The following is an 18610-nucleotide window of genomic DNA, read 5'->3' on the forward strand; positions in this document are numbered from 1 at the left end:
CGCCCAACCGTAAACCCTGGATTAAGTTGCACCACCTATACTGGTGGCCCGCACGTCCGTACCAGCGCAAATGGTCTAAAATCCTATGAAAATCGGCACTCTCCTCACCGCTGCCATCGTCTCGCTTTCCGCCGTCGGCGGCGGGCTCGCCGTCTATGTGGCGGTTTCGAAGTACCAGACCATGGACAAGGTCTCGGTCGCGCAAAGCCGACTGGAGGTGGTTCGCGCGGTCGGCGACATCCCGCGCTACATGAATCCCGAGCGCGGTTTTGCCACCAACATCATGTTTGGACCTCCCACCGTGGATCCCAGGCAGCTTGCTGAACTCGACAAGTATCGCAAGAATACCGACGGCGCGCGCGACAAGATGAACCGGGTGAAGGCGACCCTGGCGGGCACAATCGAAGACAGTGCCGCTGTCAGCAGCAGCATCGATGCTCTGAATACCCAATTCGCCGCGCTGCGCGCAGCCATCGACAAGGCCCTCACCGGTCCGGTGGAAACCCGCCGCGATGCTGCCAAGAAAATCGTCTCCGACAACTCGGTCTTCAACAAGGCTGTCACGGCGCTGCTCGACGAGCAGGTACGCAAGATTGCGCTGCTCGACGGCACGGCCTACCGGCAGGCAAGCTATGCCAATATCGCCTGGACGCTACGCGACGTTGGTGGTCTCAACTCCAGCCTGCATAAGAATCTCATCGGCGCCAATCGGCCAGCCACCGAAGCCGAGAAGATGGAGATCAGCCGGTCGCAGGGGCGAAACGATCAAATTCTGATGTCGCTGCAGGAATTGCGCGGCAATCCCTCTACGCCGGCCAATGTGGCCGCGGCGCTCGACAAGATGAACGCGGCCTATGTCGATCGCTTCGGCAAAGAGCTGAAGCTCGTCAAGGATGGCGCCATCAGCGGCAAATATGAACACGACATGGACACCTATTACGCGGAGACGCAACTCGGTCTTGCGTCCATCATTGCGGTCCGCGACGCCTTTTACGACAACGCTGAACAGGTCCTCGGTGAGGCCTATTCCTCCGCGCAATTCAGCTTCCTGATCGCGCTGGCAGGCCTGATCGCGGTTGTCGCCGCCAGCTCTACGCTGATCGTGATGGTGCGCCGCCGCGTCTGCAAGCCTATCGTCGACCTCACCGTCACCATGTCGCGGCTGGCCAGCGGCGACGTATCCGGTGAAATCGCCGGCGCCGGTCGCGGCGACGAGATCGGCGCGATGGCGTCAGCCGTGCGCGTCTTCAAGGACAACATGATCGAGGCCGAACGTCTCGCCGCCGAACAGGCCGCCGAGAACGACGGCAAGATGCGCCGCGCCCAGGTGCTCGACGAACTCACCCGCACGTTCGAAGCCAAGGTCACCGAACTCGTCGGCGGGTTGTCGGCCGCCTCGTTCGTCATGGAAGACACCGCGCAGTCGATGTCGTCGACGGCGACCACCACCAACCGCCAGGCGGCGATCGTCGCCGCTGCTTCCGAACAGACCTCCGCCAACGTGCAGACGGTTGCAAGCGCCACCGAAGAATTGACCTCCTCGATTTCCGAGATCGGCCGCCAGGTCGCGCAATCGACCGAAATCGCCGCCCGCGCCGTCGACAATGCACGGCGCACCGGCGAGACCGCCCGCTCGCTCGCCGAGGGCGCGCAGAAGATCGGCGACGTCGTGACGCTGATCCAGAGCATTGCCGCCCAGACCAATCTGCTGGCGCTGAACGCGACTATCGAAGCTGCGCGCGCCGGCGATGCCGGCCGAGGTTTTGCCGTCGTCGCCTCCGAAGTCAAATCGCTGGCCGGCCAGACGGCCAAGGCGACCACCGAAATCTCCGAGCAGATCGCGTCGATTCAGGCGGCAAGCGACCAGACCGTGACGGCGATCCAGAACGTCGCCAACGTGATCGCCGAGATCGACCAGATCGGCACCGCGATTGCCGCCGCGATCGAGGAACAGGGCTCCGCGACCAAGGAAATCTCCCGCAGCGTGCAGGAAGCCGCGCGCGGCACCCAGGAGGTCAACTCCAACATCACGGGCGTTCAGAAGGCCGCCGACGACACCGGCGCCGCCGCCAATCAGGTGCTCGGCGCGGCCGAGCAATTGTCCTCGCAGTCGAAGGATCTCGCCGGTCAGGTCAACCGCTTCCTGTCAGAGGTGCGTGCGGCGTAACTCGCCAGTCAGTCGACGAAGCCGACGTAGCGGACGAAATCGCCATTCGGCTGGCGATCGGAGCGGACGGCATTGGCGGGAAACCTGTCGTCGGGATAGCCCATCGCGACGCAGGTCATGATGACCTCGTCCTCGGGGATATTGGCGACCTCGCGGACGATATCCGAGCGCATGATACCCTGCCCGTTGATGACGCTGCCGAGCCCGCGGTCCCAGGCGGCGAGCACGATGCCATAGCAGAGCGCGCCGAGATCGAAATGGCAGACCGCGCCGGGATCGAGAATTTTGTCGTAGGTCAGGACCAGCGAGACCGGCGCGTCGAACTGCCGGAAGCCGCGCAGCACCCAGTCCTGCCGCATCGGTTTGTCGTCGCGCGCAATGCCCATCACGGCGAACAGTTTTTTGGCGACATCGACCTGCCGGCCGCGGTGCACGCCTTGGTATTCGCCGTGGCTGATGATGTCACGCTTGGGCTTGGCGCCGGCGATCATCTCCTCCATGTTACGGCGGCGCACCTCCTCGAGCGGCTCGCCGGTCAGGACGTGGATATGCCAGGGCTGGGTGTTCATCGACGACGGTGCGCGCTTGGCGACCTCGATGATGTCCTCGATGACGGCGCGAGAAACCGGCTCCTTAGTAAAACCACGGACGCTTTTGCGGGTCTGCACCAGCGTCTCGAAATCCATCCGTTGCATTCCCATCGTCAATCAATCCCTTTTGAAACGATAATTGAAGCGGTCGCCGTCAGCCGTGATCAGGCCGACTGTTGGAGTTGGAAAATGGATCGGCAGGATCAGCGTGTCGGTGCCGGCGACGGAGGCAAAGAATTTCCGCCGCGAGATCGCCGACTCATTCGGATCCCAGTCGGGCTTGGCCGACCACTCCGGCTCGCGGCACTGGATGACGTGATGCATGAGATCGCCGGCCACCACCGCGCGCTTGCCCTTTGAGAAGATGTTGACACAGCAGTGACAGGGCGAATGCCCCGGCGTCGGCGTCATTGTAACGGTATCGTCGAGCGCGTAATCGTCGTCAACCAGGACGGCCTGCCCGGCCTCGATGATCGGCAGGCAATTGTCTCGAAAAACCGTGCCGGGCGGGTTGGCGCCCCTGGCATGCTCCGCCTCCCACGCCGCATATTCCCGCTTGTGGAATATGTACTTGGCATTGGGAAATGTCGGCACCCAACGCCCATCGCGCAGCGTGGTGTTCCAGCCGGTATGGTCGATGTGCAGATGGGTGCAGAATACGTAGTCCACCTGCTCGTAGGCGATGCCGAGCGCGAACAGCTCGTTGCGCCAGCGCTCCTTGCCGGGAAAGTCGAACGGCGGCGGATGGCCTTTGTCCTCACCGGTACAGGTGTCGATAAGAATGGTATAGCACGGCGTCCGCACCACGAAGGTCTGGTAGGTGATGACCATTAATCCCAGCGCGGCGTCGAACACCTCGGGCTCCATGCCGGCGAGGTGATGCTTGAACACCGCCTCGTCGTAAGCCGGGAAAAAGTCCTGCGGCCGCCGCCATGGCCCCTCGCGCTCGATCACCGCATCGATGGTGATATCGCCAATCCTGAGCTGCTTCATGGCTCGTTCGCTTCCCTTTTTGGGAAGCGTAGCTGCGGGCCCCGATCTCGACAAGTCGAGCACGGTCCGTCACGCCGTCCTTGCATTGCCCGCCCGAAATATTGCAAATGCTGCTGAGATGGCTAACCGATCGATTCAGCTGGTCGTTCTCCTGATGCTTGCAATGCTGCCGGCGCGGACAGCCTTCGCAACGCCCGACACGGTGTTTTTTCCGAGCGCCGATGGTGCGACTGAGATCGTCGCCTATCTGTTCAAGCCGCAAACGCCGGGTCCCTACCCCGGCATCGTTATGCTGCACGGCCGCGGCGGGCCTTACTCGGCCAACGTCAACAAGGGTTGCACGCTGGTGTCGCGCACCAGTTCGTCGGTATGCAATGCGAGCGGCCTGTCGAAGCGGTACATGATGTGGGGCCAGTATTGGGCGGAACGCGGCTACATTGCACTGCTTCCGGACAGTTTTGGACCGCGTGGCAAGGCGCGCGGCTTTGGCCGCTTCACCCACGACGATCCCGATCGCGCCGACGTCAACGAAAAAACCGTACGGCCACTCGATGCCGAGGGCGCGCTAAGCTGGCTGCGCAGCCAGCGTGATGTTGTTTCAAATCGTATTTTCCTGGAGGGCTGGTCGAATGGCGGCAGCACCGCACTGAATGTGATGCAGCGGCGAGGCGCGAAGACTTCCGGCTATCGCGCCGCGCTGGCGCTCTATCCCGGCTGCGGGCCGAAAGCCCTGCTCGCACCGACCCTCGCCACCAGCGTACCGGTCACCTTGCTGCTCGGCTCGGACGACGAAGAGGTCTCGGCTGCGAGGTGCCAGGACATGGCCCAGCGCTCCATCACCGCAGGCGGCAAGATCGATGTCGTGCTCTACCCCGGCGCGACGCATGGCTTTGACGACCCAGGGCGACGCCGCCAATCCATCCCAGGCAATCGCTCTGCGCTCGAGGATGCGATGAAGCGCGCGATCGCATTTGTGGAGAGATTGAAGAACTAGAAGAACGGACGGGCGTCGGCACAATGGAGACCGCATCATCGTTTCGGCCTTCCGTCGTTCGCCGCCGCAAATTGAACAGAAATGCTGCCTAGCGAGTGCGCCTTGCATGCGGGGGCAAGTCTTGAACAAGAAACTCAGATACGCGGCGGCGGCAGTTACCGTTCTCGCGGCCGCGATCTACCTCAACAACACCAATCATCTCGCCGCCCACCAGGACGGCAAGCCCGTCCTGCTCGCGCACCGCGGCATCGCTCAGCGCTTCGACCAAGGCGAGCTGAAGAACGACACCTGCACGGCGGCGCGGATGCTGCCGTCAAGCCATCGATATCTGGAGAACACGATCGAATCCATGCGAGCCAGCCTTGCGGCCGGCGCCGATATCGTCGAGCTCGACGTTCACCCGACGACCGACGGCGAATTCGCGGTATTTCACGACTGGACGCTGGATTGCCGCACCGACGGGCGCGGCGTCACCCGCGAACACTCCATGGCCTATTTGAAGAAGCTCGATATCGGTCACGGCTATACAGCCGACGGTGGCAAGACCTTTCCGTTTCGCGGCAAGGGGATCGGCCTAATGCCGACGCTCACCGAGGTGCTGGCCGCCTTTCCGCAACAGCGGCTGCTGATCAACGTCAAGAGCCGCGACCCGTCCGAGGGAGAGAAGCTGGCGGCCGTGCTGGCCAAGCTTTCCAGCGAACGCCGGGCGCAAATCATGGTCTATGGCGGCGACGAGCCGGTCGAGATCGTGCGCCGGGCCTTCGCCGACGTGAGGACGATCTCGCGCGCGACCATCAAGGATTGCCTGCTCGGCTATATCGGCTACGGCTGGACTGGATTTGTCCCGCAGGCCTGCAATAATGCGATGCTGATGGTGCCGATCAACGTCGCCCCGTGGCTCTGGGGATGGCCGGACCGCTTCCTGAACCGCATGCGAGCAGCCAACAGCGAGGTGTTCGTGCTCGGTCCCTATCGCGGCGGCGAATTCTCGACCGGGATCGATACGCCTGAGCAGTTTGCACGGCTGCCGGAAAACTATTCGGGAGGCGTCTGGACCAACGAGATTGAGGCCATCGCCCCGCTCGTGGGCAAATAGCGTTCGTGGATTGGTGCAAAATCCGAGAACCGACTCGCTGTGAAGCGGAACATCCCTCGCTTGCTGTCGTTTTAGTCGGCGTTAGCGGAAGGGAATGCACCGATGTCGTGGAAAGGCAAATGGCGAAATCAATACGGCTCCATCGTTGACATTACCGACGATGCCAATCGCAGGATCAGCGGCACCTTCAAGACCGCGCTCAGAGATAGCGGCTTCTACGGACAGGAAATTCCCGTTGTCGGGATCCATCAGGGCGACTGCATCAGTTTTGTCGCCGGTGGTGAAACTGCAGCGGGAGATGCCGCGGTCTCCTACACCGGGCTACTGCGCGATGGAAAAATGGAAACAATGTGGTTCGTTGTCGCTGACAGCGCGATCCGGGCGTCGGCAGAAGGTGCACCCGGCAAGAAGGAAAAACTAAACTGGTGGCGTTCAATCAGCACCAACGCAGATACGTTCGAGCGGGTGTGACGAGCCTATCGTCTCAGCTCCGCAATCCCGGCGCCTCATGTCCGGTGCGCGCGACATATTCGGTGTAACCGCCGCCAAATTGGTGGATGCCCTCTGGCGTCAGCTCCAGCACGCGATTGGAGAGCGCCGCGAGGAAATGCCGGTCGTGAGACACGAACAGCATGGTACCCTCGAATTCGGACAGCGCATTGATCAGCATTTCCTTGGTCGCGAGGTCCAAATGGTTGGTCGGCTCGTCCAGCACCAGGAAATTCGGCGGATCGTAGAGCATTTTTGCCATCACCAGCCGCGCCTTCTCGCCGCCCGAGAGCACCCGGCACTTCTTCTCGACATCGTCGCCGGAGAAGCCAAAGCAGCCGGCGAGTGCGCGGAGCGAACCTTGTCCCGCCTGTGGAAAGGAATCTTCCAGCCACTCGAACACCGTGCGTTCACCGTCAAGCAGGTCCATGGCGTGCTGGGCAAAGTAGCCCATTTTGACGCTGCCACCGATCGCCACCGTGCCATCATCGGGTTCGGCCGAGCCTGCCACCAGCTTCAACAGCGTCGACTTGCCGGCGCCATTGACGCCCATCACGCACCACCGCTCCCTGCGGCGGATCATGAAGTCGAGCCCCTGATAGATGCTGCGGCTGCCATAGCTCTTGTGGACGTTCTTCAGGTTGACGACATCCTCGCCCGAGCGCGGCGCCGGCATGAATTCGAACGCGACCGTCTGGCGGCGCTTCGGCGGCTCGACGCGCTCGATCTTGTCGAGCTTCTTGACCCGGCTCTGCACCTGCGCCGCGTGCGAAGCGCGCGCCTTGAAGCGCTCGATGAACTTGATTTCCTTGGCCAGCATCGCCTGCTGACGCTCGAACTGGGCCTGCTGCTGCTTTTCGTTCAGCGCACGCTGCTGCTCGTAGAACTCGTAATCGCCGGAATAGGTCGAAAGCCTGCCGCCGTCGATCTCGACGACCTTGTTGATGATACGGTTGATGAATTCGCGATCGTGCGAGGTCATCAACAGCGCGCCCTCGTATCCCTTCAGGAACTGCTCCAGCCAGATCAGGCTCTCGAGGTCGAGATGGTTGCTCGGCTCGTCCAACAGCATCACGTCAGGCCGCATCAGGAGAATGCGTGCCAGCGCCACGCGCATCTTCCAGCCGCCCGAGAGCGCGCCGACATCGCCTTCCATCATTTCCTGGCTGAAGCCTAAACCCGACAGTGCCTCGCGTGCCCGGCCGTCCAGCGCATAGCCGTCGAGCTCCTCGAAGCGGTGCTGCACCTCACCGTAGCGCGCGATGATATCTTCCATCTCGTCGGCGCGATCCGGATCGGCCATCGCGGCCTCGAGCTCCCTGAGCTCGTTTGCCACGACGCTGACGGGCCCGGCGCCGTCCATCACTTCGGCAACGGCGCTGCGGCCCGACATCTCGCCGACGTCCTGGCTGAAATAGCCAATGGTAATGCCGCGATCGAGCGAGACCTGGCCTTCGTCCGGCAGTTCCTGGCCTGAAATCATTCGGAATAGCGTGGTCTTGCCCGCCCCGTTCGGGCCGACGAGGCCGATCTTCTCGCCCTTCTGAAGGGCTGCGGAGGCTTCGATGAAGAGGATCTGGTGGCCGACTTGCTTGCTTACGTTATCGAGACGGATCATTGGGCCCTGAAGGGAGGAAATCGCTGTGGCCGCTGCTTAGGACATCTGGCGTGCTTGTGGAAGCGGTTCCGAAACGTCCGCCGCAACAAGCCGTTGCTACCTAACGATGTGCTGGGCTACGGCTACAACTGCATCCCAGCAGACATATCCGCGTGGCCGAATGAACTCGCGCCTTGGCAGTAAAACCTTCAAGCGCTGCGAACCGATCTGTAACAGCATCGTTAGCCCGTCATCTCCAATTGAACCGACGGAGAGTTCCCATGAGCGCAACAGGTCTCGAAGTATTCGACAGAACGCTCCAGATCACCAACACGTGGTTGGACGAAGTGATGACAACGCTGCCGCGCGATCGCAAGCTGGCATGGCATGTTCTGGGTTCGGTATTGCGGACTATCCGCGACCGGGTTCCGGTCAATCTGGCGGCGCATCTCGGCGCGCAGCTTCCACTACTGATACGCGGCACCTATTACGACCAATGGCGGCCGAGTGAAATACCGAAGGCATGGCGATCGGCAGATGAATTTCTCTCTATCGTTTCCGCAGAGCTTAGTTCGCTGAAACCGGTCGATGCCAAAGATGCAGCGCACGCGGTGTTCCGTGTTCTGAACCATCATATCGATCCCAATCAGGTCGAGAAGGTGCGCCACGCACTGCCGGAAGACGTTCAGGCGTTGTGGCCCCGTAACAACCGGGTTTCATCGGCGGCCTGATGCGGCATCTGATCGCGGTTCCGCAAGTCGACAAGAACCCTGGTGTTCGCCGAGCGTTGTCTTGCAGCACGACGGCAATCAACAACTGGAGCCAGCAATGACCAGACCTCCGCCCGTACCGCAGGACAATCAAAGCCACAAGGGTACCGGCGATCCCAAGTCCGGCAACGCCCATGAAGTTCGGAAGGGCCGCGGCCACATTGAAAATCCCCGTGAGCAGGGCCAACAGGGCAACACCGCGCAAAACACGACTCATCAGGGCTATCAGCAGGATCGCTAGTCAGGAGCGCACCATGTCAACTTCAACCAAGACGCCAGCGAGCATTCGCCAGGGCGGCCCGGGCGCTTCCCATGAGAACGCCAAGGCGCCGCTGCACGTCGAGAAGCCGCCCGCCGATGATCCGCAGCGCCGGCACAGCAAAGTGTCCGGCGGCGGAGGCGAGCATGACACCCACCACACTCACCACCCGGAACGAAAGGGCGGCGGCACCCATCCCGCATCGAAGGACGCGTCATGAGCACGAAGCATGTGAAACTGAACAGACCGACTAACGTCGATCTTGTTCGCAATCCGCTGATCGGAGGCTCCAAGGGAACGACGATGGCGCAGGTAACTTCCGACGAACTCGAGGAATTCGAGGGCGCCAATACCTTCGAGGGCGACATCGAGAACGATACCAATCCGCAGGGCGGCATCGACAAGGCAGAAGTCCGCGACCGTCGCCGCGGACCGCCGCAAAATGATCGGGGCAGCGGCCCGCGGAGAACGCCGCTGCAGGGAAAGAAGACGCACGAGCAGCAATTGCGTATCCTCGAAAGGAGGCCTGATGTCCCCGACGCGAGACAGATGGAGGAGGAGATCGCGCGCACACAACATGCTGGCAGTGCAAAAGCCGCGAAGCGCGAAGCGCGCCAATCGGAATTTCCGGTAAGCCGCGGCGGCCTCAACCAGGAAAGCCAGCACAACAAGCACAATCATCCGGGGCAGTCGGGCCACAAGCCTCAAAAGCCATAAGGATAGAAATCATGACACGTGGAGCACACGGAGACGGCAAGCATCTCGGACCTGGCGCGAAGGGCAAAGGCGCCGGGACGGGCGCCATGACCGACGTGCAGAACGACCTGATCGGCGATAACATGGTGCTTTCCAACCGCGACAAGACCGAGCATTCGCGCGATCGGGGTCAAGACAGCAAGTGGACCCAAACTGAACAGTTAAAGGACCACGCCGCCAACAAGGGACGTGGATAGAATCGAGACGCTGGCCGACCGCGCCGGTCTCAAAGATTGATTACGCCGCGGCGCGCGGCATGGGCCACGGCGTCGGTGCGCCCGGTGGCGTCGAGCTTGTCGAGCAGCGAGCCGACGTGGAATTTAGCGGTGTGAACGGATATTCCGAGCTGTCTTGCAATGGCCTTGTTGGATGCCCCTTCGGCCATCAGCGCGAGCACGTCGCGTTCGCGCGGCGTAAGGTCGATATCAGCAGGTTCAACGACGGCTTGCGCATCGCGTGACACAAGCGCCACCGCCGCGGATTCGCCGGGCCTCGCCAGGCGAACACCGGCCACGCCGCCGAGGAGTAATGCGAGTCGGTCCGCCAGCACCGGATCGGCGATCTCGAGGGCGACCACGATGATTGGCGATATCTCCTCGCTCACGCTGGCGCCCTTTCGCCGATCGTCAGCTTGATCCGAAGCGGCTCTCCGGCGCGCCGAAGTGCCACGTCGACTACCGAGCCGACACTGTCGGGCCCGAGCGCCCGTATCAGCTCGCGCACGCTGGAGAGCTTCTGGTCATTCCAGCCGACGATAACGTCGCCTTGTCGAATCCCGGCAGCGGCCGAGGGGCCCGACTTGTCGACACTCATCACCATCGCGCCGATGCCATCGTCAAGTTCGACGGGCTGCAGTCCAACCCCGAGATAGCCCCGCGCGATCCGGCCATGGGTTTCAAGCCGCCCCGCGACACGATCGATCGTCACGCTCGGAATGACAAGAATACGCCGCACGCCTCGGACCGCCATGCCGATCGCCTCACCGGAGGCATTGAGGGAAAGGCCCCCCTCATGGTTGGGGCGCAGCCGCACGTCGAGTTCGATCCTGGCGTCGATCTCGCCACCGCGAAGGCTGCGCCAGCGGCTGCCGACCAACGATACCACACCGAGCGCCGCGGTTGGAGCGCCGTGTTCGGCGGCCACCACGACCGACAGCGCGCCGAGATCTGGAACGGCGGACGAAAGCACGGCCGGGGCAGTATTCCCGGTATCGAATCGCAGCAGCGCGATGTCGGTTGTGTGATCGCGTCCCGCGATGCTGGCCGGCCCTGCCGTTCCATCGGCAAGTTTGACTGAGACTTCGCCTTCGTCGGCCAACGCTTCATCGGCCGTCACGATCAGGCCGGGTTTCCAGATGAAGCCCGAGGCACGCGAGCGATGCGAACGAACCGAGACGATCGCGGACTTGGTCCGGGCGACCATATCGGCAAGGGCGGAGGATAACGACGGAAGGATAGTTGCGGCCGGGTCGGTCATGACAGAACTCCTGGATCGGTTGAGTCCAATCTGGGAGTTCTAAGTGCGTTCGGGAACTAGCCGGATGGGGAGGCGGATGCCTTAGGGATTCGAACGGTAGCGCTGCCCGGCTGCTATGCCGTGTGACCGGGGTCGATATGCTTTGGCGTCTTCTTCTCGCGCTGTGGCGTCATTTTGGCAGGGTCGGGCGCACCAGGTACACCGCGAGGTCCGAGTTGTTCTCGCTGAATGTCGTCTTCCGTCTTCTCGGGTTCGACGCCATTGGGCTCGCGGCTTCGGTTCATAGCTGGCGCTAGCCTCTCCGAAATGAAAGACCCCGCCGGCCAATCGCAATACCGACGGGGCATTTTGAGCTGACGCTCTTGGTCGGATTTTTCCTTCCACAGCTATCAACTCAACCCGTCAACGCTCGAAGCGGGCGCCCCGTTCCGAAACTTTGCCTGCATTTTTTGCCGAGAGCAGCCAATGTTGCCCGCGCGAAGGAACCAAGATGGCCGGATGTTCCACCTTTACAGCTGCTGCGTGCCCGTAACTTGAAAAACAATCCTTCGCACCCATTCCTGGAAGTTTTCTAAGAGCCACTCTAAGAACCTTTCCATTAGAGAAATCTCCCGCCCTCGCGTATGCGTCCGTGCGTTGCGCAGCCGAGTTTTCAAAATGCGCGCACGTACTTGCTTGCAGGTTGGGGTGGCATCTTGAAGTCTCGTGATTTGTTCCGGATCGCCGCGTTGGCGACCGTATCGATATTGGCGTTGTGGCCGCAGTCGACGTTCGCGCAGTCAAGCTCTTCGGCGCAATCGGGGGCACAGTCGTTACCCCCCGTGGTCGTCGCATCGCCGGAGGCTCGCCGTCGCGCAGCATCGCCAGAGCGGCGGCAGACACGGCGTGCAACGCAGACAGCGCAATCCAACAGGCCGCAGCCGCAACGCGGCGTCGGCTTCGTCGAAAACCCGCGCGGCGCGGTCCAGGGTTACGTTGCTGGCCGCTCGATGGCGGGCACCAAGACCAACACGCCGATAATGGAGACGCCGCAGTCGCTGTCGGTGATCGGTAGCGAGCAGATTCGCGACCAGAAGCCCGGCAAGTTCGACGAGATCCTGAGGTACTCGCCGGGCGTCATCGCCGGGACATTCGGCGCCGATACCCGCAATGACTGGTTTTTGATCCGCGGTTTCAAGTCGGACGACGTCGGCCTGTTCCTCGACGGGCTGCAGCTCTTCTACACATCTTATGCGAGCTGGAAGCTGCAGCCTTTCAATATGGAGCGCGTCGAGGTGTTGCGCGGCCCTTCCGCCGTGCTGTATGGCGGTTCAAGCCCAAGCGGTATCGTCAACGCGGTCAGTAAGGCGCCTCCGGTCGAGCCGATCCGCTATCTCGAGACCGGCGTGAATAACCTTGGTAACGCCTATTTTTCCTTCGATGTGGGCGGGCCGGTCGCGACGCCTGCCGAGAATGGAAAGGTGTTCTATCGTGTTGTCGGCCAGGTCCAGAACGGCGGCACACAGGTCGATTTCACGCCCGACAATAACTACTTCATCGCGCCGTCGGTCACCTACAAGCCGGACGCGGATACGACGTTCACCGTGCTGGCGTCGGCGTCGAAGCAGGATACCCGCGGCATCAATTTCCTGCCCTATGTCGGAACGGTGACCGATGCACCGTTCGGCCGCATCCCGACCAAACTGTTCGTCGGCGATCCCAGCGTTGATACGTTCAAACGCGAACAGGAGATGATCGGCTATCGGTTCGAGAAGAACCTCACCGACAACTTCACATTCCGTCAGAATGCCCGCTTTGCCCATGTCGACGTCACCTATCGAGGCTTGATCGGCAACGGCTATGCTAATCTGGCGACGGGCGACATCGCACGGTACAATTGGTACGCGAAGAACACTGCCAATCAGGCCAATCTCGACAACCAACTGGAATATCGTTTCGATACCGGACCTCTGGAGCACACGATGCTGTTTGGGGTGGATCTGAGAAGCTATCGGATCGATGACTATCAAATATTTGATTTTGGCGGAGTGCCGCCGATCAACGCGCTAAATCCGTCCTACGGTGTTGGCGACATACCGTTCTCCACCGCGCCGTTCCGCAACTTCCTCCTGACCCAGCAGCAGCTCGGCACCTACATTCAGGACCAGATCAAGTTCGGGAGCTTTACCCTGGTCTTGAGCGGCCGCAACGATTGGGTGTCGACGAGCCAGGGCGACCGTCCGACCGGCGCCACGCAGATCAACCGCGAAGACAGCAAGTTCAGCGGCCGCGCCGGCCTGATCTACAATTTCGACAACGGTCTTGCGCCTTATGTTGCGTACGCGACAAGCTATAACCCGGTCATCGGCGTCAACTCCTCGAACCAGCTTCTTTTGCCGGAAACCGGTGAGCAGGCCGAGGTCGGACTGAAGTTTCGGCCTAACGGCTTTAACGGTCACTTCGGCATCGCCGTGTTCGATCTGAAGCGACAAAATGTACTCACGACGGATCCCAACAGCGTGCCGCCGAATCTGCAGACTCAGACCGGCGAGGTCACCTCGCGCGGTCTTGAACTCGAGGCCGTCGCCAATGTCGCGCCTGGACTAAAGATGGTCGGCGCATTCACAACCTACGATCTGTTCAACAGCAAGCATACGGACGCGGCGCTGCTTGGCCGGACGCCGACTAACACGCCACAACAGGTGGGATCGGTCTGGACGGACTACACCTTCCAGGAGGGGCCGCTGACTGGTTTCGGCTTCGGTGGTGGCGTGCGCTATATCGGCCCTTCATTCGCCAATGACGCTAACACGCTCGTAGTTCCGTCGGTCGTGCTCGGCGACGCCGCGATCCATTACGAATGGCAAAACTGGCGTGCGGCGTTGAACTTCATCAATGTCACCGATGAGATCTATGTCGCGAGTTGCGCGTCGCCAACATCCTGCTTCTACGGCGATCGCCGCCGTGTCACGGCGAGCCTCGCCTATAAATGGTAGCGCGGACGCGATCGGCCGGGAGGCTGCACTGAAGGCGAGGACGGTTCGTATCTGGTCGGTGGTCCACACCTGGAGCAGCCTGATATCGACGCTGTTCCTGCTGCTGCTGTGCATCACGGGCCTACCGCTGATATTCCATCACGAGATCGATGAGCTGCTCGGCTACGATCCGAAGCCCGAGATCGTCCAGCCGGGCACGGTGAAACAGAGCATCGACGAAATCGCTCGAACTGCGCTCGCGCACGATCCCGGCCGCGTGCTGCAGTACATCCTGTGGGACAAGGACGAACCGAATACGGTGATCGCCTTCACCAACAACAAGGCCGACGGCGATCCGGATGCCGCGACGCTCAGGGCGTATGATGCACACACCGCCAAGCCGCTCGGCTCGGTCGGCGGCGGCCCGATGCTGATATTCCTCAAGCTTCACGTCGATATGTTTGCGGGCCACCCCGGTAAGCTATTCCTCGGCGCAATGGGCTTCCTGTTCCTGGTCGCGATCGTCTCCGGCGTGGTGCTGTACTGGCCGTTCAGCCGCCGCCTGAGCTTTGGCACCCTCAGGGACAAGTCGCGCCGTATTGCCTGGTTTGATTGGCACAATCTGCTCGGCGCCGTAACCATCGCATGGGCGCTGGTGGTCGGTGCCACCGGCGTCATCAACACGCTTGCGGAAGTAATGCTGAGCCAGTGGAAGGCCAACGAACTCGCTGACATGGTCAAGCCGTACGCGGGCAAGCCGCCGCCGGTGCATCTGGCCTCGCTCGATAAAACGATCGAAAGAGCGCGGACAACAGCGCCGGGCATGAACATCTCCTTCATCGCCTTTCCGGGCACCCCGTTCACGAGTTCGCATCATTTCGCGGTGTTCATGCGCGGCGACACACCGCTGACGTCGCGGCTGCTCAAGCCGGTGCTGCTCGATGGCGAAACCGGAGAAGTCTCCGACGCGCGCGATCTTCCGGTCTATCTCAAGGCGCTGCTGGTCTCGCAACCGCTGCACTTCGGCGACTATGGCGGCATGCCGCTGAAAATCATCTGGGCGCTGCTCGACGTCATGACCATCGTCGTCATCGTCAGCGGGCTCTATCTGTGGATCGTCAAACGTCGCAAGCACCGTAACCACGCGATCGCGGGGCAGCCCTCTTTGCAGCCGTCGCGATGACCACGGCCCGCAACTCGCGATCCAGTGGCAATTGGTGGACCGTTTATGGCGGTCCGCTGCTGATCGGCGTGCTCTCGGTCGCTGGGCTATTAAGCGCGCTATTGTCCGACGGACCCGGCCGCTATTTTTCCTGGCTCGCGCTAGGCGCGCCCGTCATCGTTACTGCCTGGTTTTTCGCGCGGCGAAGGCGCGTCTAGTTCTACCGCGTAAGTAGCTGCTCAAAAATCCCTGAGGATCCCGCAGAGCGGGCGTCGCGAAGGATGTAGGCCGCAAACACCGGGCCTCGTGGTTCGAGACGTGCTTCGCGCTCCTCACCATGAGGGGCTTATGACGCAGTAAGGCTAAGCGGGCCGCATCAGCTTCAGCGTCGCGGCTAGCCGGAGGCTGCGCTTTCCAGCCAATGCGATAGCTTCGAGTTCAGCCCCCGCCTCGTCGCAGGTGCCGGTAAAGCCGATGCCCACCTCATGGCCGCCGAACACGGGGTTTTCGCCCCTTGCTGGCGTATGCTCCTGGTTAAGGATCTCGCCCTTCCAGCGGCCGTTGGCCGAAGAGTAGGAACCGAGGTAGTAGAAAAAGGCGTCTCCGCCGAGGATGCGGCCGTCCAGCAGCAGCATGACGCCGGACAAGCCGGCCTTGACACCATCGAGCGCGCGGAGCTGAAGGGAATAGAGCCCGTTGACGACCCCGCCCTGCCCAACGGTGCCAACCGGCGGCAACGCTTCGTCGTCGAGGCGCGTCAGCTCGGCCCAGAACAAGGCGCCCGGTCGCGGCGCGGCGCTGCCTTCAAAACGGATCTTGTTGCCCTGCAGCCTGCCTCTCACGCTGATAGCGGCGACGTCTGTATCCATCAGCGGCTTGTAGTGGGGGTCGTCATTGTGGCGCTGGGTGATGACCTCGCCGACAATTTCCTCCGCCGTCTCCTGATAGGTGCCGAGATGGGCAAAGGCGGAATTGCCGCCCAATAGCTTGCCATTGTGCATGCACATGATGCTGCGGCCGAACGCATCGTTCACGCCGTACTCGACCTTGTAGAGTCCGCTCAGCACCGAAGCCGTTCCCGCCTATCGAATGGTCCGCCGGGCTTAGCACCGCCGCGGCCATGGAACCAGCGCGCGTTTTATCGCAGTTTCAATGCCGTTTGAAATACTGCACCGCGCGTTCGTGCTTTTCCGCCGCCGCCCGTGATTTGAAGGTTCCGAGATTACGGCGTTTGCCGGTTTTCGGGTTAATTTTGCGGGAATAGAGCCGGTATTCGCCCGACTGCAGTTTTCGGATCATGGCCAGCACCGCTTGTTGCGAGCCCCGTCCGCAACAATTGCGGCGCAGGTCCTCTTGTTCCGATCCGGCTATTCGCGTTGTCTGGTCTCATACTGCCGGCATCGCTCGGCCGGCATGGAATTAACGGGGGATTACGTGCAACATTTCTTCCTCTATCTCCTTGCGCTCGGCGCCGGCGTCAGCGTCGCGACCCAGCAGGTGCTCAATGGCAGCCTGCGCACGGCGCTGGCGTCGCCGGTCTGGGCGGGGCTGGTCAGCTATGCCGTCGGCCTCATAACCATGATCGCTACCGTGATGGCGTTCCGGGAGCGCGTTCCCTCCTGGAAAGCAATAGCCGACGTACCGTGGTATGCATGGTCGGGCGGCGTATTTGGCGGCGCGTTCATCCTGCTGGTGATCCTGTTGCTGCCCTCGCTCGGCGCGGCGACGCTGTTTGCGCTTGTCATCGCCGGCCAGGTGCTCGCCGCAATTACGCTCGATCATTTCGGCGCGTTCGGGCTGACGCCGCATCCGATCAGCGCCGCGCGGCTCGGAGGCGCGGTGCTCCTGATCGCCGGCGTCGTCCTGATCAGGGATTAGGTCCGGGCTCGAGCCCGCTCTCGCGCAATGCTGGTGCAACCGCAGGCGACGCGAGAAATCGCAGCAGCCGGTCTGCTTCGGCCGGCATGTTCGCCGCCGCCATTCGCCCGGCGGAAAATATCGCGGGCGTTTGCAGTTCGCGTGGAATGGGTCCAACCACCTCGATGCCCACGACCTGCTTCAACTCGCTGATTTGCTGGACGGCCAGATCGACCTCGCCGGTCACCAGCTTCTCAGCGGTAAAACCTTGCGGGATGATCTGCGCCCTCGCATTGATCTCGGCGGCAATGCCGAGTTGCTCGATCAGTTTTGCAAACAGAATGCCGCTGGCGCCGAGCCGTGAATAGGCCACCGAGCGCGCGGCGAGCAGCGCCGCGCACAGTGCCCCCTCGGTGGCGATATCGGGATGGGCCGCCCCGGCCTTCACGGCGATGCCGACGAACGAGCGGGCCAGGTCCACGCATGTCTCGACGACCACCCGCCCCTCGCGCGCAACCTCGTCCAGCCCCTCGCGGGTCAGCATGACAACGTCCGCGGCCTGGCCGGCGCGCAGCCGGTCCAACAGGGCCAAGGTAGGCGCGAAATCGGCGTCGACACGTGCGCCGCCGGCCGCCTGGTACTGGCTGGCCAGGCTTTGCATGGCGCCCTTCAATGCCAGCGTCGAGAGGACGCGCACGGTATCGGCCATCAGCCGCTACACCCGGCGCATTAGTTTCAGGACCGCGGTCATGCGAAGGCTGCGCTTGCCGGCGAGCGCGGTCGCCTCCAGCAGCGCACCTTCCTCGTCGCAGGTGCCGGAAAAGCCGATGCCGATTTCATGCCCGCCGAAGATGGGATTCTCGCCCATGGCGGGCGTGTGCTCCTGATTGAGGATCTGGCCTTTCCAGCGGCCGTTCTCAGAAAAGGCCGTTGACGATGCCGCCCTCACCGACGCTGCCGGCGATCGGGATGACCTCCTGCTCGATCGGCGTCATCACCGAATGGAACGCCACGCCGGGCAATTCCTTCAAGCCGCCTTCAAAGCGATAGAGGTTGCCGTCTGCCCTGCCCTTCGCCAACAGGGTGGCATCGTCGGTACCGGCCATCGCGCGGTAATTCGGGTCCGGGTTATGGCGCACGGTCTGGATCAGGATGTCGACGCCGTCGTCGTGCTTTTCATAAGTGCCGATATGGGCGAAGGCCGAGTTGCCGCCCAGCATTCTGCCGTCGCGCGCATACATCACGCTGCGGCCGACCGCGGCGCCAAGCTGAAACCTGACTTTGTAAAATCCCTCAAACAATGCCGTGTCCCCGGCAAACCCACCCCGCTGTCTAGCGCGGTTCATAGCGGAGGGAAACGACCTTGAGCCGGGGTATTTGAAGCAAACTCATCAAGACGCCGTGTCATCAAAACGCAACGATCCGCCAAGGCGCTTCGCCCTGGCGGATC

The 18610-nt window shown here is 62.1% G+C and carries 21 protein-coding genes and 1 pseudogene; 13 read left to right on the plus strand and 9 right to left on the minus strand.

The genetic code is table 11. The features are described 5' to 3' along the window. The first annotated feature begins 85 nt into the window (after nt 1-85). Nucleotides 86-2167 carry a methyl-accepting chemotaxis protein gene (locus tag HCN58_RS13455; protein ID WP_171579852.1) on the plus strand — a complete coding sequence of 694 codons (2082 nt, stop codon included), beginning with the start codon at nt 86-88 and terminating at the stop codon, nt 2165-2167. An 8-nt stretch (nt 2168-2175) separates the two neighbouring features. Here HCN58_RS13455 and HCN58_RS13460 read toward each other — a convergent pair whose 3' ends face one another. After that, on the minus strand, nt 2176-2853 hold the full coding sequence (locus tag HCN58_RS13460; protein ID WP_171580366.1) for a nitroreductase: 678 nt from the start codon (nt 2851-2853) through the stop codon (nt 2176-2178). Between the two features lie 21 nt (nt 2854-2874). Further along, a complete protein-coding gene (locus tag HCN58_RS13465) occupies nt 2875-3750 on the minus strand; it encodes an MBL fold metallo-hydrolase (protein WP_171579853.1) in 876 nt (291 codons plus the stop codon). Between the two features lie 118 nt (nt 3751-3868). On the opposite strand from HCN58_RS13465, the gene HCN58_RS13470 reads away from it, so the two are divergent. From HCN58_RS13470 to HCN58_RS13480, 3 genes are all read left to right on the plus strand, one after another. Next, nucleotides 3869-4744, plus strand: a complete 876-nt coding sequence (locus tag HCN58_RS13470; protein ID WP_171579854.1) for a dienelactone hydrolase family protein — start codon at nt 3869-3871, stop codon at nt 4742-4744. Between the two features lie 121 nt (nt 4745-4865). Then, on the plus strand, nt 4866-5840 hold the full coding sequence (locus HCN58_RS13475; protein ID WP_171579855.1) for a glycerophosphodiester phosphodiesterase family protein: 975 nt from the start codon (nt 4866-4868) through the stop codon (nt 5838-5840). A gap of 102 nt (nt 5841-5942) precedes the next feature. After that, nucleotides 5943-6311 (plus strand): avidin/streptavidin family protein, encoded by a 369-nt coding sequence (locus tag HCN58_RS13480; protein ID WP_171579856.1) that lies wholly within the window; start codon nt 5943-5945, stop codon nt 6309-6311. Nucleotides 6312-6324: 13 nt separating this feature from the next. On the opposite strand, the gene HCN58_RS13485 is transcribed toward HCN58_RS13480, so the two are convergent. Further along, nucleotides 6325-7947 carry an ABC-F family ATP-binding cassette domain-containing protein gene (locus HCN58_RS13485; RefSeq protein WP_171579857.1) on the minus strand — a complete coding sequence of 541 codons (1623 nt, stop codon included), beginning with the start codon at nt 7945-7947 and terminating at the stop codon, nt 6325-6327. Between the two features lie 260 nt (nt 7948-8207). On the opposite strand from HCN58_RS13485, the gene HCN58_RS13490 reads away from it, so the two are divergent. From HCN58_RS13490 to HCN58_RS13510, 5 genes are all read left to right on the plus strand, one after another. Continuing rightward, nucleotides 8208-8657 (plus strand): DUF2267 domain-containing protein, encoded by a 450-nt coding sequence (locus HCN58_RS13490; RefSeq protein WP_171579858.1) that lies wholly within the window; start codon nt 8208-8210, stop codon nt 8655-8657. 97 nt (nt 8658-8754) lie between these two features. Then, a complete protein-coding gene (locus tag HCN58_RS13495; RefSeq protein ID WP_171579859.1) occupies nt 8755-8937 on the plus strand; it encodes a hypothetical protein in 183 nt (60 codons plus the stop codon). A gap of 13 nt (nt 8938-8950) precedes the next feature. Then, a complete protein-coding gene (locus HCN58_RS13500) occupies nt 8951-9175 on the plus strand; it encodes a hypothetical protein (protein WP_171579860.1) in 225 nt (74 codons plus the stop codon). Next, nucleotides 9172-9672 carry a hypothetical protein gene (locus tag HCN58_RS35755; RefSeq protein WP_235983601.1) on the plus strand — a complete coding sequence of 167 codons (501 nt, stop codon included), beginning with the start codon at nt 9172-9174 and terminating at the stop codon, nt 9670-9672. Before HCN58_RS13500 ends, HCN58_RS35755 begins: the two co-directional genes overlap by 4 nt. An 11-nt stretch (nt 9673-9683) precedes the next feature. After that, entirely contained in the window at nt 9684-9908 is a 225-nt protein-coding gene (locus tag HCN58_RS13510) for a hypothetical protein (protein ID WP_171579861.1), read from the plus strand. 29 nt (nt 9909-9937) lie between these two features. Here the strand turns inward: HCN58_RS13510 and HCN58_RS13515 are convergent, their stop codons facing one another. Both HCN58_RS13515 and HCN58_RS13520 read right to left on the minus strand, forming a co-directional pair. Next, complete coding sequence (locus HCN58_RS13515; protein WP_171579862.1) at nt 9938-10315, minus strand: response regulator transcription factor; 378 nt, start codon at nt 10313-10315, stop codon at nt 9938-9940. After that, the gene (locus tag HCN58_RS13520; RefSeq protein WP_171579863.1) at nt 10312-11187 is read right to left on the minus strand and encodes a S1C family serine protease; all 876 of its coding nucleotides are present in this window, start codon (nt 11185-11187) and stop codon (nt 10312-10314) included. Before HCN58_RS13520 ends, HCN58_RS13515 begins: the two co-directional genes overlap by 4 nt. 710 nt (nt 11188-11897) lie before the next feature. Here HCN58_RS13520 and HCN58_RS13525 point away from each other — a divergent pair. The 3 genes from HCN58_RS13525 to HCN58_RS13535 are packed head-to-tail and all read left to right on the plus strand — an operon-like array spanning nt 11898 to nt 15521. Next, complete coding sequence (locus tag HCN58_RS13525; RefSeq protein ID WP_235983647.1) at nt 11898-14162, plus strand: TonB-dependent siderophore receptor; 2265 nt, start codon at nt 11898-11900, stop codon at nt 14160-14162. Next, nucleotides 14131-15324, plus strand: a complete 1194-nt coding sequence (locus tag HCN58_RS13530; protein ID WP_311966809.1) for a PepSY-associated TM helix domain-containing protein — start codon at nt 14131-14133, stop codon at nt 15322-15324. The genes HCN58_RS13525 and HCN58_RS13530 overlap by 32 nt, the downstream gene beginning before the upstream one ends. Then, nucleotides 15321-15521 (plus strand): hypothetical protein, encoded by a 201-nt coding sequence (locus HCN58_RS13535; protein ID WP_171579865.1) that lies wholly within the window; start codon nt 15321-15323, stop codon nt 15519-15521. The genes HCN58_RS13530 and HCN58_RS13535 overlap by 4 nt, the downstream gene beginning before the upstream one ends. Nucleotides 15522-15665: 144 nt before the next feature. On the opposite strand, the gene HCN58_RS13540 is transcribed toward HCN58_RS13535, so the two are convergent. Further along, nucleotides 15666-16370 (minus strand): GrlR family regulatory protein, encoded by a 705-nt coding sequence (locus HCN58_RS13540; RefSeq protein ID WP_171579866.1) that lies wholly within the window; start codon nt 16368-16370, stop codon nt 15666-15668. An 82-nt stretch (nt 16371-16452) separates the two neighbouring features. After that, the gene (locus tag HCN58_RS13545) at nt 16453-16611 is read right to left on the minus strand and encodes a hypothetical protein (RefSeq protein ID WP_171579585.1); all 159 of its coding nucleotides are present in this window, start codon (nt 16609-16611) and stop codon (nt 16453-16455) included. Between the two features lie 126 nt (nt 16612-16737). Between HCN58_RS13545 and HCN58_RS13550 the strand changes: the two genes are divergently transcribed. Continuing rightward, nucleotides 16738-17181: a DMT family transporter gene (locus tag HCN58_RS13550; protein WP_376701173.1), complete on the plus strand. Its 444-nt coding sequence runs from the start codon at nt 16738-16740 to the stop codon at nt 17179-17181. Here HCN58_RS13550 and HCN58_RS13555 read toward each other — a convergent pair. Further along, nucleotides 17171-17869 (minus strand): substrate-binding domain-containing protein, encoded by a 699-nt coding sequence (locus HCN58_RS13555; RefSeq protein ID WP_171579868.1) that lies wholly within the window; start codon nt 17867-17869, stop codon nt 17171-17173. The two genes, HCN58_RS13550 and HCN58_RS13555, sit on opposite strands and share 11 nt — an antisense overlap. A gap of 6 nt (nt 17870-17875) precedes the next feature. Beyond that, nucleotides 17876-18461: pseudogene (locus HCN58_RS13560) on the minus strand (GrlR family regulatory protein). Nucleotides 18462-18610 lie beyond the last annotated feature (149 nt).

Origin of the sequence: Bradyrhizobium australiense (assembly GCF_013114825.1) — a bacterium.
Lineage (GTDB): Bacteria > Pseudomonadota > Alphaproteobacteria > Rhizobiales > Xanthobacteraceae > Bradyrhizobium > Bradyrhizobium australiense.